Source organism: Bordetella genomosp. 11 (assembly GCF_002261215.1).
In the GTDB taxonomy this organism is placed as follows: Bacteria; Pseudomonadota; Gammaproteobacteria; order Burkholderiales; family Burkholderiaceae_B; genus Bordetella_C.
The window spans coordinates 1,319,460-1,333,346 of the sequence record NZ_NEVS01000001.1 but is presented as its reverse complement, the minus strand read 5'-3'; the positions used below and the strand labels follow the sequence as shown (position 1 = coordinate 1,333,346).

The 13,887-nt window shown below is 65.0% G+C and carries 12 protein-coding genes and 1 tRNA gene; 2 read left to right on the top strand and 11 right to left on the bottom strand.

Features of this window, described 5'->3' with window-relative positions; all coding sequences use genetic code 11:
• Positions 1 to 44: 44 nt before the first annotated feature.
• Positions 45 to 1,493: an aldehyde dehydrogenase family protein gene (locus tag CAL28_RS05995; protein WP_094840426.1), complete on the bottom strand. Its 1,449-nt coding sequence runs from the start codon at positions 1,491 to 1,493 to the stop codon at positions 45 to 47.
• Positions 1,494 to 2,149: 656 nt separating this feature from the next.
• On the bottom strand, positions 2,150 to 2,821 hold the full coding sequence (locus tag CAL28_RS05990) for an RraA family protein (RefSeq protein ID WP_094840425.1): 672 nt from the start codon (positions 2,819 to 2,821) through the stop codon (positions 2,150 to 2,152).
• Between the two features lie 301 nt (positions 2,822 to 3,122).
• Here CAL28_RS05990 and CAL28_RS05985 point away from each other — a divergent pair, with 301 nt between their 5' ends.
• Positions 3,123 to 4,007, top strand: a complete 885-nt coding sequence (locus tag CAL28_RS05985; protein WP_094840424.1) for an oxidoreductase — start codon at positions 3,123 to 3,125, stop codon at positions 4,005 to 4,007.
• Here the strand turns inward: CAL28_RS05985 and CAL28_RS05980 are convergent.
• Positions 3,997 to 4,962, bottom strand: coding sequence for a LysR family transcriptional regulator (locus CAL28_RS05980; protein WP_094840423.1), 966 nt, complete (start codon positions 4,960 to 4,962; stop codon positions 3,997 to 3,999). The two genes, CAL28_RS05985 and CAL28_RS05980, sit on opposite strands and share 11 nt — an antisense overlap.
• A gap of 94 nt (positions 4,963 to 5,056) precedes the next feature.
• Positions 5,057 to 6,457: an amidase gene (locus tag CAL28_RS05975; RefSeq protein ID WP_094840422.1), complete on the bottom strand. Its 1,401-nt coding sequence runs from the start codon at positions 6,455 to 6,457 to the stop codon at positions 5,057 to 5,059.
• A gap of 258 nt (positions 6,458 to 6,715) precedes the next feature.
• On the opposite strand from CAL28_RS05975, the gene CAL28_RS05970 reads away from it, so the two are divergent.
• A tRNA-Cys gene (locus tag CAL28_RS05970) sits at positions 6,716 to 6,789 on the top strand.
• Positions 6,790 to 7,096: 307 nt separating this feature from the next.
• Here the strand turns inward: CAL28_RS05970 and CAL28_RS05965 are convergent.
• The 7 genes from CAL28_RS05965 to CAL28_RS05935 form a co-directional block, all read right to left on the bottom strand.
• On the bottom strand, positions 7,097 to 7,420 hold the full coding sequence (locus CAL28_RS05965) for a helix-turn-helix domain-containing protein (RefSeq protein WP_094840421.1): 324 nt from the start codon (positions 7,418 to 7,420) through the stop codon (positions 7,097 to 7,099).
• Positions 7,410 to 7,793 carry a type II toxin-antitoxin system RelE/ParE family toxin gene (locus tag CAL28_RS05960; RefSeq protein WP_254925998.1) on the bottom strand — a complete coding sequence of 128 codons (384 nt, stop codon included), beginning with the start codon at positions 7,791 to 7,793 and terminating at the stop codon, positions 7,410 to 7,412. The genes CAL28_RS05965 and CAL28_RS05960 overlap by 11 nt, the downstream gene beginning before the upstream one ends.
• 114 nt (positions 7,794 to 7,907) lie before the next feature.
• Positions 7,908 to 8,177 carry a hypothetical protein gene (locus CAL28_RS05955; protein WP_094840419.1) on the bottom strand — a complete coding sequence of 90 codons (270 nt, stop codon included), beginning with the start codon at positions 8,175 to 8,177 and terminating at the stop codon, positions 7,908 to 7,910.
• A 170-nt stretch (positions 8,178 to 8,347) separates the two neighbouring features.
• Complete coding sequence (locus tag CAL28_RS05950) at positions 8,348 to 9,670, bottom strand: cytochrome c (RefSeq protein WP_094840418.1); 1,323 nt, start codon at positions 9,668 to 9,670, stop codon at positions 8,348 to 8,350.
• Positions 9,671 to 9,682: 12 nt separating this feature from the next.
• Positions 9,683 to 11,458, bottom strand: coding sequence for a GMC family oxidoreductase (locus CAL28_RS05945; RefSeq protein WP_094840417.1), 1,776 nt, complete (start codon positions 11,456 to 11,458; stop codon positions 9,683 to 9,685).
• 3 nt (positions 11,459 to 11,461) lie between these two features.
• Positions 11,462 to 12,196: a gluconate 2-dehydrogenase subunit 3 family protein gene (locus CAL28_RS05940; protein WP_094840416.1), complete on the bottom strand. Its 735-nt coding sequence runs from the start codon at positions 12,194 to 12,196 to the stop codon at positions 11,462 to 11,464.
• Between the two features lie 225 nt (positions 12,197 to 12,421).
• Positions 12,422 to 13,864, bottom strand: a complete 1,443-nt coding sequence (locus CAL28_RS05935; protein ID WP_094840415.1) for a cytochrome-c peroxidase — start codon at positions 13,862 to 13,864, stop codon at positions 12,422 to 12,424.
• Between the last annotated feature and the right edge of the window lie 23 nt (positions 13,865 to 13,887).

Genomic DNA, 13,887 nt, shown 5'->3' with positions numbered 1-13,887 from the left:
GTTACTGGCGGTGCTGCCGCGGTCGCTTTGCGGGGTGCTCCGGCTCAAACGCCTGTCTCGAAGTAGTAGTGCTTGGTCTCCAGGAAATCGTTGAGCCCTTCCGCGCCGTGCAGGCGGCCGTACCCGCTGTCGGCATGGCCGCCCGTTTCGGCCTCGGCGAACAGGCGGTTGTGGGTGTTGGCCCAGACCGTGCCGAAGCGCAGCCTGGCGCCCACGCGTTCGCCGCGCACGCCGTCGCCCGTCCACACGCTGGATGCCAGGCTGTAGCGCGTGGCGTTGGCGCGGTGGATCGCGTCCTCTTCATCCTTGAAGCGTTCAACGATCAGCAGCGGGCCGAACAACTCGTGCTGCACATAGTCGGAATTCAGGTCCTCGATGGCCACCAGGCTGGGCGTCAGGAAAGCACCCTTTGCAAGCGCGCCGCCCGGCGCTTCGCCGCGCACCAGCACCTCGCCGGCATCCGCGGCGCGCGCGACGAGACCGGCGATACGGTCGCGGTTGGCGATATCGATCAGGCTGCCCATCTGCGATTGCGGATCGCTGCCCACTCCGACTCGAACCGCGCGGAAAGCGTCCGCCAGGCGCCGAGTGAAGTCGGCGTAGACGCTGTCCTGCACCAGGACGCGAGCGATGGCGGTGCATTGCTGCCCGGCCATGATCAGGCTGCCTGCCGTGATGCCCTTGACGGTGGCATCCGACGCGCCGTCGGCGAAAACCAGCGCGGGCGCCTTGCCCCCCAGTTCCAGCGACAGGCGCTTGAGCGTGCCCGCGGCTGCGGCGGCGATCTTCTTGCCCACCGCCGTCGATCCCGTGAAGCTGACCACATCCACATCGGGCGACTCGCACAGCGCCTGGGACACGGCGGAACCGCTTTCGATGACGGAATTGACGATGCCGGCGGGCAGGCGCGGATCGGCCGTCAGGCACTCCAGGGCCAGGTTATGCGCCAGCGCTGTCTGGAAAGCGGGCTTGATCACCGTCGCGCAGCCCGCGGCCAGCGCCGGGGCCAACGAACGCACCAGCAGGGTAATGGGCGCGTTCCATGGCAGGATGATGGCCGCCACGCCGGCCGCTTCGCGCCGCAGCGATGCATGGCAGCCTGGCTCGACCTCGATGACCCGGCCGAACAGATTGCGCGCCAGACCGGCGTAGTACTTCAGTTCGGAGACGCCGGCCAGGATTTCACCCAGCGCCTCGCGCCGCAGCTTGCCGTTCAGCGTGACCAGCCAGTCGGCGATCTCTTCCTTGCGGGCTTCCAGGCGCACGGCGAAATCCCACAGCACGTCGGCGCGCAGGCGCGGCGACCGACGCCAGCTGGGCTGTTCGAAGGCGCGGCGCGCGGCATCGATGGCGGCCCGCGCTTCGTCGATGCCGCCGTCGGCGAAATGCGCCGCGGGCTCGGATGTCGCGGGATTTTGCGACAGGCCCTGCCGGCTTTGTCCCGCCACGGATTCGATCCAGGCGCCGTCGATATAGTGCTTGGCAAGCTGCATGCGTGTAGTCCTCCTGTATTCGGTGCAAATGTGGCGCGGCACGGACAACGTCGCGGCGCCGCGAAGGCGTGCGTATCCATCGCGCTCGGTCGCCCGCTGTCTCGGCGTGGCGGCCGGCACGTTCTGCTTGGGTAGTCGGTAGGCGTCGCGGGGGCATGCCGCTTTGGCGCGCCTTCGCCGCGTGACGGATTGCGCTATGAAGACCGGCCTTGCGCCAGACCGGGCGCAAGCGTGTGGGAGAAATCCGGCACCCGACCGGGCGCGCGGCGGCATGCCAGCGAGGGCATCAACGCAGGGCTGCGAAGTAAAACAGAATGTACGAGGGCACGGCGGATGCCGGCGCTGCTACACATGGCCATGACAGTCTCCATATAGCTGGCCGCACCGCGCGGCCGCTATGCCCATGTCCGGCGACATCAGTCGCCCCGGGCTCTTGGCGGATTCATCGTGCCGGCCTGTGCCGCCGCGATCGTCCGTCCTCTTTGTCTATCGTCTTCGACGGAAATTATCCTGTCGGAGCCATGCATTCCGAAATGAATTTAAATTATCAACCATAACGCCCGGGATATACCTCGCCGGGCGTTGGGGGGCGACAGCGCCGCCCTCCCGTGGGGAGGCGTCGCGTAGCGACAGGAGGGCAGCGGCGCCGCGCGGGATCAGCCTTTCAGGCACCCCAGCGCCTTCAGGCGCGCGTCGACCCAGCTGGTGTCATGCGTACCGGCCGCGATATTCGCGAAGGTCTTTTCCTCCGCCGCGTTCTTGGCCTTGCCCGCTTCGTAAACGGCTTCGACATCGGCATAAGGAATGCACAGCAAGCCATCCTCGTCGCCCAGGATCAGATCGCCGGGTTCGATCGTCATGCCATCCAGCGCGATCGTGCAGTTGATTTCGCCCGGGCCATCCTTGTACGGACCGCGGTGCGTGATACCCGCGGCGTAGACTGGAAAATCGCTGCGGCGCAGCGCGCCGGCATCGCGTATGGATCCGTTGATCACGATCCCGCCCAGCTTCCGGCTCTTGGCGTAGGTCGCCATGATCTCGCCGATGATGGCATTGGTCAGGTCGCCGCCGGCATCGACCACGATGACGTCGCCGGGCGCCGCGACATCGAGCGCCTTGTGCACCATCAGGTTGTCGCCGGGCCGCGACCGCACTGTCAGCGCCGGGCCGGCCATGTACGTGCCGTCATGCATGGGCCGCAGGCGAGGGCCGCCGGCCGTCATGCGCGACATGCAGTCGCTAAGATTGGCCACCGGCATGCCGACGAACTTGGCGGCGACGTCGGCGGAGACGGCGCGTTGGCGGGGGTGGATTGCAAAACCGATCATGAGAGATTCTCCGTGTGTGGCTCGTTCGGTAACAGATTCGGGCCGCCGTCAAGCGCCCAGCGGCGGCAGGGCAGTGCCCACATCGTAATCGACCGAAGCTGGCGACGCGCTGGCAGTCGGCTGCCCGCCGCCGCCGACCGTGGCTGAAAACCGGTATTGACAAGTTTTTATTGTCAATCAAGTCAGTGTTCCGTGGCTAGGCCGACCGGCTCCGGATCCCTAAAGTGGCATCCAACGCGGCACCGGACTTCAAGCAAACACGCCGCGCCCCACTGATCTCAAAACCTACGGGAGTACCGCCATGACGACCTCATCCTCTTCCTCCATCAAGCGTGTCTGGTTCATCACCGGCGCCGCGCGCGGCCTCGGCGCCCTGATCGCCGACGCCGCGCTGGCCGACGGCAACGCCGTCGTCGTTACCGGCCGCAACGTCGCCGCCCTGGCGGAACGCTTCGGAGATTCGCCCAACGTCCTGCCCGTCCAGCTGAACGTGACCGACGCGACTCAGGCGCAGGCCGCCGCCAGTGCCGCGGTCGCGCGTTTCGGCCGCATCGACGTCGTGGTCAATAATGCGGGCTTCGGCCTGCTGGGCGCGGTGGAAGAAGCCGACGACGCCGACGTGCGCCGGATGTACGACACCAATGTCTTTGGCCTGCTGAACGTGACGCGCGCCGTCCTGCCCCATATGCGCGAACGGAAGACCGGCCATATCGTGAATATCTCGTCTATTGGCGGCTACCGCGCCGCTGCCGGCTTCGGCGTGTACTGCTCCACCAAGTTCGCGGTAGAAGGCCTGACCGAAGCCCTGCACGACGAACTGGCGCCGCTCGGAATCCACGCCACCGTGGTCGAGCCGGGCTATTTCCGCACCGACTTCCTGGATGCATCGTCCCTGGTCAAATCGCCGGCCGTCATCGCGGATTACGCCGAAACAGCCGGCAAGGTGCGAGAGCATGCCGCGCGGATCAGCCACCAGCAGCCGGGCGATCCCAAGCGCCTGGCAACGGCCATGATCAAGCTGATCGACGCCGAACGTCCGCCGCTACGCATGCCCTTTGGCACCGACACCCTGGCCGCCATCGCCGGCAAGAATGCGTATGTCGCCGAGGAAACCGCGGCTTGGCGCGAACTTGCCGCCTCGACGGATTTCCCGAAGCAAGAGATAGCCGCCAGCATCACACCTTGAGCCGAATCCTTCGCCTGGGCGCCTGCTTGCCGGCGCCCAGTTCCTCTTGGTTCAAGTGCCATTCCGTGCTGGCCAGAAGCCGCTCCGTCATGAAGTCGATGAACAACCGCACGCGTGCCGGCATCTGCGTGCGCCGGGCGTAGCACAGATACATCGCGATCCGCTGCACCGTGTGCGGCAGCAGCAACGGCACCAACTGCCCAGCCCGGATCAACGGCACCGCGGTGAAACTGGCCAGCTGCCCTATCCCCAGCCCCCCCAGCACCGCGCGGGTTTCCAGTTCGGGATCATTGATGCAGAAGGACGGCGGGATATCGCGATAGACGATTTCTTCTCCCACCTGGAATTCCCAAGGCGCCACCTTGCCGGTATTGGGTTGCAAATAGCCGGTGCAGCGGTGCGAAACCAGGTCATCGATGGTCGCGGGAGCGCCATGCCGCACCAGATAGTCCGGCGAGGCGCAGACGATCAGCTGGATGGGCAGCACCCGCCGCGCGATGATTCTTCCGTCCGGCTGCTGGCCCGCCCGAAAGCCGACATCGATGCGTTCGGCCACCCAGTCCTGGAAACGATCCTCCATCTGGATGTCCAGCTGCACGTCCGGGTATGCCTGCGCGAATGCCTCGAACAACGGCCACAACACGGTACTGCCCACGCTGCGCGGCGCCGTGACACGCAGGGGGCCGCTGGCCAGATCCGCGTGACGGGCGCTGGCCATGGCGTCGTTCAGCGCCTCCAGCGGCGATTGGACCGACTCCAGGAAGCGCCGCCCCTCGTCGGTCAGACTGATCTGCCGCGTGGTGCGGTGGAACAGGCGTATGCCCAGGTGCTTTTCCAGCTGCGTGACAGCCAGGCTGGCGGCCTGCGGCGTCACACCTTGCTCGATGGCGGCCTTGCGCAGGCTGCCCAGCGTGGCCGTCCTGACGAACAGCGAAATGGCGCGGATTTCGTTCACTGGATTCCTTACTCTGCCGCTGGACAAGGATGCCGCATGAAGCGGCAGGTCGCTTGTCAGCGCGGAATGATGCGAATTTCCATCGTCTCCGCCATCAATCCAGCCCTTCCGGCCGCCGCTCGTGCCAGCGCGTCGCCTGCTCGTATGCATATGCGGCACGCAGGATCACAGGTTCATCGAACCCGCGCCCGACGAATTGCACCGACAACGGCAACCCCGCCGGAGAAAAACCCGACGGCACCGCGATCGAACACATATCCAGCAGATTGCCCATGCGATTCAGGCGCGCCAGCGTCGACGTGGTCTGGTCCACCTGGTCCACCGGAATCGCGGGCAGCGGCGTCGTCGGCAGCAGCAGGAAATCCGCGCCATCCATCGCCGCCATCATTTCGGACTTGGCCCGCTCGCGCGCCTTGAGCAGATTCAGGTACTCCGCCGCGCCGATGGCCCGTCCCGACAGCACCCGCCGCCGCACATATGGATCCACCACCAGGTCGTCGCGTTCGGCGATGGCACCCAGATTGGCATAGCCTTCGGCGCTCATGATCCCGCCCGCCATGTTCATGGCTTCCACGGACCCTTTCGGCAAGCGCCGCCGCACCACGCGCAAGCCCAGCGACTGCAGCGTGTCCAGCGCCTGGTCGTAGGCTGCCAGCACGGCCTCGTCGACGCCTTCGCGTTCCTCGTCCGGCATGGCCCAGACCCGCATGCCATCGGCGCCAACGCGCAGGCCCGGCAGCACGGACCGTACCGGCGCATGGCGCGAAGCCGGATCGAGCGGATCCAGACCGGCGATCGCATCCAGCATCAAGGCAGCGTCCGCGACGGTGCGCGTCATCGGCCCCACGGTATCCAGGGTCGCGCTAAGGGGCATCAAGCCGTCCCGGCTGACCAGCCCGACCGTCGTCTTCAAGCCCACCAGTCCGCACATCGACGCCGGAATGCGCACCGAACCGCCCGTATCCGTGCCGATCGCCGCGCAAGCCAGCCCGCCGGCCACGGCCACGCCCGATCCGCTGCTCGATCCGCCCGGCACCCGGTGCGTACGCATGTCCCAGGGGTTGCGGGGCGTTCCGAAGGATGAATTGGTACCCCACCCGCCAAAGGCAAACTCCACCGTCTGCGTCTTTCCCAGCACGATCGCGCCCGCGCCTTGCAGCCTGCGGACCACGGTCGCCGTATGGTCGGAGATGCGTGCCGGCAGCGACTTCGAGCCGTACGTCACCGGCCGGCCGGCGATATCGAACAGATCCTTGATCGCCACCGTGACGCCATGCAGCGGCCCCAGCACGATGCCCGCCTCGCGCAACTGGTCCGCGGCCCGCGCCGCGGACATCGCCGCGTCGGCGTAGACGTCCATGTAAGCGTGGAGCGCGGGATCCAGCCGCTCGATCCGGTCCAGCCGCGTGCGCACCAGCGCCTGGCTGGTCAACGCGCCGCTGTCCAGTTCGCGGCCGATCTGTTCAAGGGAAGCAAAGGCATCAACGGAACTCATGGGTTCCTCCAGGCTGGGGGAGCGGGCGATGTGACGCGACATCGTACCTCCGCACGGGGCCCGTAGGACGGTCTTGCGGACGATCTCGCCCAACGGGATAGCGAAGACTGGTTTGATAGCCCGCGGCACCGCGCCCCATCCCCCCGGAGGCCGCCTCAAACGGCCCGAACCGGGCGGCCGTGCAGCTGTCGCCGGATGATGTTAGAATCTTTGGCTTCCTTCCGGCGCCCCTGTGGGCGATCGCCAGGAGAAAATAAAGGCGCAATGGCAGAGTGGTTATGCAGCGGATTGCAAATCCGTGTACGTCGGTTCGATTCCGGCTTGCGCCTCCAGACACATCAAGGCCCGCATCGCTCGATGCGGGCCTTTTCGTTTTGCCTGTACGGCTGCCAGGCGCAAGCCGGCAGACCCATTCCGATTTTGTTGGGACTGGCGACTGGCCAGCGGCCACTTAAGGCAGCCACCTAAGGTAGCCACTTAAGGCAGCCACCTAAGGTAGCCACTTAAGGCAGCCACCTAAGGCAGCCATTCAAGGCAGCCACCTGCACCGTCAGGCAATTTGGCGATGATTTCCAAATTACCACCCATGGCAGATCAAATACGTACAGCGTTTGATAGGGTGCCCATCAAGCTGCCGAATCAAGCCAGCACATCAAGCCCGTGCTTCTTTATGACCTGTAGCAGTCGCGCCGCGATACCGCTCGGCTGCTTCGCGCCGCTTTCCCACTTCTGCACGGTGGAAGTGCTTGTGTTGAGGTACTTGGCGAACACGGGCTGGCTGACTTTTGCTGCCCTGCGAATCTTCACAATGGCCTTTGCGTCGAAGTGCGGGGGCGCAGCGAGACACATCTCATCGAACTCTCGCATCGTTTGTTTGCTCACCACACCAGAACGCTGAAGGCCGGCGGCCGCGCTATGAATAGCCTCGAACGCATCACTTTTGAATCGAGATTTAGTCGCCATTACTGACAATCTCCCTGAGTTCCTTGAGCTTGAGCTGGTCATCGAGCTGCGCACTGCTCATGGCCGCGAACAGCGTAGCAAATCGTTTGAACGCAGCCTCTTCAGCCTGATCGATGTTCTCACGATCATTCTTTGCGTACAGATACACGAAGAACCAGTGGTCCCCCACCTTCTCAACGACAATGCTGCGATGCATGTTCTTGTGGAGGCGCTTTTTCCAGACATTACCGCCCAGGTTGTCGCCTTTGCCCTCGGCCAGATCTTTGCCGGCGCGCAGCAGTTCTTCATCGAGAATCTGTGCCTTGGCAGCAAGCTTGGCAAATGCCTTGGTCTTGAAAAAACGGGGTTGTTTTTTGCGCATTGCATCTGCCATCTGGATTTGCAAATATAGCACTGGGTGCTAGATTTTTAAAATCGGTTCCGGCTTGCGCCTCCAGACACATCAAGGCCCGCATCGAGCGGTGCGGGCCTTATCGTTTTTCCCCACTTACCCCAGTTGCTGCATCAGCCGCGCCTCGACGGCACGCTTCAGCCGGGCCAGGGTTTCGGCCGAGGTGGGATCCTCCACGTCGATCATGACTTCGGTCCAGGTGTCGATCGGTCCCATGCCGGCTTGCTGGGCGAACGGGGATTTTGCGTCGATAGTCCAGACGGGCGAGCTATTGCCGTCGTCGATGCGGTCCTTGATGGCCCCGACGTACTTCACTTGCCGGAAATCGCCCGTTGGAATCTGGTTTTCGGTAATTACTCGCTGCATGGCTATCTCCCGGTGGGTAAGCCTTCGATGGTACTCCACAAAGGACGCCGGCCCGCATCGGCGCCGCCTGCCTGGAATGCCGCTCGTGCCCTGCAGCCGAAATCGCGGCGCAAAAAAACCAGGGCCGCTCGCGGCGAACCCTGGTCGAATGGCGTCAGCCCGGTCCGGCGTTATCGCACCGGGGCGGGCTCCGCCCCTACCTCCTTGCGCACCTTGGCGACCTGGTCCGCGCTGACCGCGGGGGCCTGGTTGCCCCAGCTATTTCGCACGAAGGTCACAACCGCGGCAACCTCCGCGTCGGTCAGGCGATAGTCGAAGCCCGGCATCGCGTACGCCGTGGGTGCCGAGCGGGTACCCGGCATCTGCGCGCCCTTGAGCACCAGATGAATCAACGAGGCGGGATCCTTGCTCAGTACCGTCGAGCTTTGCGCCAACTGAGGGAAGGTTTCCGTGTACCCCTTGCCGCTGCTGCGGTGGCAGGCCGCGCAGTTGTTCAGGAAGGTGATGGCGCCGTCGCTCTTGTCGCCGCCCGTGCGCAGGGCCTGGCCCGTCGCATCGTTGTAGGCGAGCTTGGGCGCACCCTCCTTATCGGCGGGCTTCAGCGTCTTCAGGTAGGCCGCGATGGCGTTCAGGTCGGCGTCGCTCATGTATTGCGTGCTGTCCTGCACTACCTGCGCCATGCCGCCGAAGGCGGCGGAATGCGCGTTGCGGCCGCTCTTCAGGAACGCGACGATGTCTTCCTTGCTCCACCCGCCCAGTCCGCTATTGACGTCGCCGCGCAGGTCCTTCGCCAGCCAGCCTTCCACGACGCCGCCGGACAGGAACTCGGGACCGTCGGCGTCGGTGGATGCCTTTTCCTGCAGCGCGAAGCCGCGTGGCGTATGGCAGGCGCTGCAGTGGCCCAGGCCCTCGACCAGATAGCGTCCGCGCAGCACCTCGGCGCCGCCGGCGGCCGCCGCCTGTTCGTCGGCGCCGGGGGCCGGCTCGGCGGCGACGTCCGGCGCGAACAGCGCCCGCCAGATGCCCAGGGGCCAGCGCATCGATAGCGGCCACGGAATATCCGCGTCCTTGTTTTGCTGGCTGACCGGCGCCACGCCGTGCATGAAGTACGCGTACAGCGCTTTGACGTCGTCGGGCCGGATATGGGCGTACGAGGTATAGGGCATGGCCGGGTACAGGTTGCCGGTGCCCTTGCCCACGCCATGGCGCACGGCGCGGTCGAAGTCCTCGTAGCTATAGCCGCCGATGCCGGTGTCCTTGTCGGGCGTGATATTGCTGGAGTACACCGTGCCTATCGGTGTCTCGAAGGGCAGGCCGCCGGCGTAGGGCTTGCCGCCCGGCACGGTGTGGCAGGCCACGCAATCGGCCGCGCGCGACAGGTATTCGCCTTGCTTGATCATTTGCGCATCGGCATTGCCCGCCGCGGGCGCCTGCGCCCAGGCCTGGGTAGCCGCCAGCGTGAAGGCGGCGGCGATGAGATGTGGCTTCATCATGTTGACGCCTCCTTATGCCTGCACCAGCGGGCCGGGATTCTTCAGATACTGCTCGCGGATATGGTGCGCGGCCCAGTAGGCCAGCCCCCCGACCAGCCCCGTCGGGTTGTATCCCATGTTCTGCGGGAACAGGCAGGCGCCCATCACGAAGACATTGGAAACGTCCCAGCTCTGGAGATACCGGTTGACGACGCTTTCCTTGGGATTCGTTCCCATGATCGCGCCGCCGGTGTTGTGCGTGCTCTGGTAGACGCGGGTGTCGTAGTGCGAGCCCTTCTTGCGCACGGCGATGAAGTGCTTCTCGGGGTTCATGGCCTTGGCGACTTCGTCCATGCGCGTGCCGAGGTGCCCGATCATGTCGAACTCGTTATCGTGCCAGTCGAAGGTCATGCGCAGCAGCGGTTGGCCGAACGCATCCTTGTAGGTCGGATCGAGCGACAGATACGCGTCGCGATAGGACATGACCGAGCCCGAGATGCCGATGCTCATATAACGCTGGTAGGTATCCTGCACGGCTGCCTTCCACCCGCTTCCCCAGCGCGGCGCGCCCGGCATGGTGGGCGTTTGCGCGATGGGCCGGCCGCCATAGCGGATATGCCGGATCGAAGCGCCGCCGATGAAACCCAGCGGCCCGTGATCGAACTGGTCGCCGTTCAGGTCGTCCATCGCTACGCCGCCCGCCCCCGTTCCGACGAAGGGATTGAGCTGCGTGCCCTTGGGCAGCAGAACATTGACCGCGCCGTTCATTTGGTAGGCGTAGTTCTTGCCCACCGTGCCTTCGTTGGTGACGGGATCGTAGGGCTTGCCGATGCCGGAAAGCAGCAGCAGGCGTACGTTGTGCATCTGGTACGCGGTCAGGATCACCAGATCGGCCGGCTGTTCGACCTCGCGCCCCTGCGCGTCGATGTAGATGACGCCCGTCGCCTTCTTGCCCGACGAATCCAGATTGACCTTGAGCACGTGCGAATGCGTGCGCAGTTCGAAATTCGGCTTTTTCAGCAGAACGGGCAGGATGGTGGTCTGCGGCGAAGCCTTGGCGTACATATAGCAGCCGTAGTTCTCGCAGAAGCCGCAGAAATTACAAGGCCCCAGGCGCACGCCGTAGGGGTTGGTGTACGGCTCGGATGCGTTGGCGGCCGGCGCCGGATAGGGGTGGAAGCCGACCTCGCGCGCGGCTTTCTCGAACAGCTGCGCGCCCAGGGTATTGGGCAGCGGCGGCACCGGATAATCCTTGCTGCGCGCGCCTTCCAGCGGATTGCCGCCGGGCACGATCTTGCCCTGGAGGTTGCCCGCCTTGCCCGACGTGCCGCACACATACTCGAACTGGGTGAAATAGGGTTCCAGTTCCTCGTAGGTCACGCCGAAATCCTGGATCGTCATGTCCTCCGGGATGAACTTCTTGCCGTAGCGTTCCTCGTAGCGCGTGCGCAGCTGCAGTTCCTCGGGCAGTACCCGGTAGTGCATGCCGTTCCAATGGAAGCCCGCGCCGCCCACGCCATTGCCCAGCAGGAAGGACCCGTTTTGCCGGTAGGGCACCGCAAGGTCGTTCACCCCGTGGCGTATGGTCACGGTTTCCTTGGCCAGCTCCTGGTAAAGCTTGCCGCGTATCGAGTACGCCAGTTCGTCGATGACCTTCGGATACTGCGCATCGGTCGGCGTATCCCGCATGGGGCCGCGCTCCAGCGCCAGTACATTGAGGCCCGCTTCGGTCAACTCCTGTCCCATGATCGCACCGGTCCAGCCGAATCCGACCAGCACCACGTCGACTTTCTCTCGCTTGATCGCCATCGCTCAGCCCTTTTCCCCGGAAATGGATACGGGCCCGTACGGGTACTTGACGTTGGGCTGGTCGGTCCAGTCCGCGAAGTCCGCGCGGGCGCCCGGAAAGCCCACCATCTTCCACCCCGCCATCTGCTTGTTTCCCCCGTAGATGGGGTCGGCGAAATAGCCTTCTTTCGTGTTGGAAAGCAGGAAGTTGAAGAAGGTGCGCGACGGCACGTTGTCGAAGGCGATCTTGCCCGAGTCCAGATCCTTGAGGACTTGCTCCTGCAGCGGCTTGTCCAGGTCGACGAATACCTTGCCGTGCTGCTGCTTGCACCATGCATCGCACGCCGCGATGCCGTGGCGATAGACATCGCGCGGCGTCTGGTTGATCTGGTAGCCCAGCTCCGGCACCACGTCGGGATGGAACGGGCCTTGCATGTACCACAGCTGGCCGTGGCCCCAGGGCGTTTCCATCTGCCGGTCGATGAATTCCGGAACCCCGGCCTCGATAGCGCCGGCACCGTACTGGTCGGCCGGGATCAGGTGATCCACCGCGGCAGCGACGAACTTCCATTCCGCTTCGGTGAAGTACGTGGGGGTGTAGGGCTTGGGGGGATTCGCGCTTGCCGCCGTGCCGGTCTGCGCCGGCTGGCCGGTACAGCCCGTTTGGCTTACCGCGGCACCCGCGGCCAGGGTCGAGGCGGGCACGATGGCCAATACCTGTTGCAGGAAACGCCTGCGCGGCTCTCGCTCTTGAGTCATGAAGCTTCTCCGTGGAAACCGGCAGCGAAACAGCCTCTACTATCATCTTTCGGGCTGTACTTCGCCGGAGCCGGACCCGGCACTTATATCAGATACCGCCTTACAGGGTGTTAACGCGCATCGGCCGCCGGCGCCAGGATGGTCCCGCCCGGCGCCAGCGCTACCGCTTCAAACGCTCCTCGATAAGGATCGTTTTTTTGGATTTACACCCCGCGCCGCACCCTCTCAGCGCACGCAATCCTTCTGGGCGGCCGTCGGCGGAGCATCAGGCCGGTAGTCGTCGGTCAGCGTATTCAGGAAGCAGATCAGGTCGTGCACGTCCTGCTCCGACATCGGGGGCTTGGAACCGGCCGGGCGGCCGTCCAAAGGCATCTGGGTATCGATGTTGCCCCAGTATCGCGCGGGCAGGTCGTTGTACTTTTGCACTTTGCCCGTCCCTTTCGCATACTGCACGGTGATCAGCCCGTAGGTCGGGTAGTCCTTGTCGTAGCCGGGGTCGCCCGGCTTGAGCACCTTGCCGCCGACGGTCGGATACCACAACTCCGGGTTGGTATCGCGCGTGTTATAGAAGCGGATCGCCTGTTCCAGCGAGTGGATGACACCGTTGTGGAAGAACGTCTGCCGCAGCGCGACGTTGCGCAGCGTCGGGGCCTTGAACATGCCGCAGAACCTGCTGGGCTTGCCGTCCTCCGTCAAGGCATGATCCGGCCGCTGCGGGCCGCACAGGCCCATATCGAAACGGCCGGCGTCCTTGTCGTTCGCCGGGATATCGTTGCGATTGGCCAGCGGCCGCGTCGCGTGGGCATCGTTGCGCGGCACGCCGATGGCCTCGTACGAGAAGTCCGTGAACAGGGCGCTGCTGCCGCGAAAACCCGCCCCCTGGTAATGGCACGAGGCGCAATTTCCCGTGTCCGGATCGGTGAAGACCTTCATGCCGCGCAACTCGGCCACGGTCAGCTCGCCGCCTTTCTTGTTGGAGGTGTACAGGTCGAACTTGCTGTTGTACGGCCGGAAACTGATATCTTCCAGCTGGAAGGCCTGTAGCGCCGCGGTAATGTCGCGGAAGGCGGCGGCGGTATCGTCGAAGGCATGATCGCCGAAAGCCTGGCGGAACAGCGGCGCATAGTCGGCCGCCTTGACCTTGGCCACCACGGCGGCGGCCGATGTGTTGGCCATTTCCACCGGATCGAGCAGCGGTCCCTCGGCCTGCCCGGCGTGATCCGCGGCGCGGCCGTCCCAGTCGAAGCCGCCGCCGGGCCCAGGCACGCTGATCGCGTCGGGATTGTCCAGCAAATCGGAATACGGCGGCGTCTTGTCCTTGTACCGCAGCGAAGGCACGGCACGCACGCCGCGATCGGCCAGGGCGGCGCCACCCGGTTGCGCGGCCAGGTCGTTGGGCGGACCGTAGGCGAACTTCGGGTCATGGCAGGTGGCACAAGACATCTTGCGCGAACCGGACATGTTGTGGTCGAAGAACAGCCTCTGCCCCACCTGGGCCGCCAGGCTGAGCGGCTTCTGGCGGATCACGGGGTTGTTCCACGGGGCTTCCCGCGCGGCCTGCCCCGGCGGGGACGCGGCCGTACCCTGCTCGCCGCTCCCGCCCGCGGCCACACCCGCCACGGCTGCCATCGCCAGCAGCGCGACCGCCACCGGAAAACGCTTGCGCATGCAAAATCCTTTGGATTGCGGAA

Excerpts from the sequence above, each read along its gene's own strand:
- CAL28_RS05995 (WP_094840426.1), bottom strand. The coding sequence starts at position 1,493 with ATGCAGCTTGCCAAGCACTATATCGACGGCGCCTGGATCGAATCCGTG.
- CAL28_RS05990 (WP_094840425.1), bottom strand. The coding sequence starts at position 2,821 with ATGATCGGTTTTGCAATCCACCCCCGCCAACGCGCCGTCTCCGCCGAC.
- CAL28_RS05985 (WP_094840424.1), top strand. The coding sequence starts at position 3,123 with ATGACGACCTCATCCTCTTCCTCCATCAAGCGTGTCTGGTTCATCACC.
- CAL28_RS05975 (WP_094840422.1), bottom strand. The coding sequence starts at position 6,457 with ATGAGTTCCGTTGATGCCTTTGCTTCCCTTGAACAGATCGGCCGCGAA.
- CAL28_RS05965 (WP_094840421.1), bottom strand. The coding sequence starts at position 7,420 with ATGGCGACTAAATCTCGATTCAAAAGTGATGCGTTCGAGGCTATTCAT.
- CAL28_RS05960 (WP_254925998.1), bottom strand. The coding sequence starts at position 7,793 with ATGGCAGATGCAATGCGCAAAAAACAACCCCGTTTTTTCAAGACCAAG.
- CAL28_RS05955 (WP_094840419.1), bottom strand. The coding sequence starts at position 8,177 with ATGCAGCGAGTAATTACCGAAAACCAGATTCCAACGGGCGATTTCCGG.
- CAL28_RS05950 (WP_094840418.1), bottom strand. The coding sequence starts at position 9,670 with ATGATGAAGCCACATCTCATCGCCGCCGCCTTCACGCTGGCGGCTACC.
- CAL28_RS05945 (WP_094840417.1), bottom strand. The coding sequence starts at position 11,458 with ATGGCGATCAAGCGAGAGAAAGTCGACGTGGTGCTGGTCGGATTCGGC.
- CAL28_RS05940 (WP_094840416.1), bottom strand. The coding sequence starts at position 12,196 with ATGACTCAAGAGCGAGAGCCGCGCAGGCGTTTCCTGCAACAGGTATTG.
- CAL28_RS05935 (WP_094840415.1), bottom strand. The coding sequence starts at position 13,864 with ATGCGCAAGCGTTTTCCGGTGGCGGTCGCGCTGCTGGCGATGGCAGCC.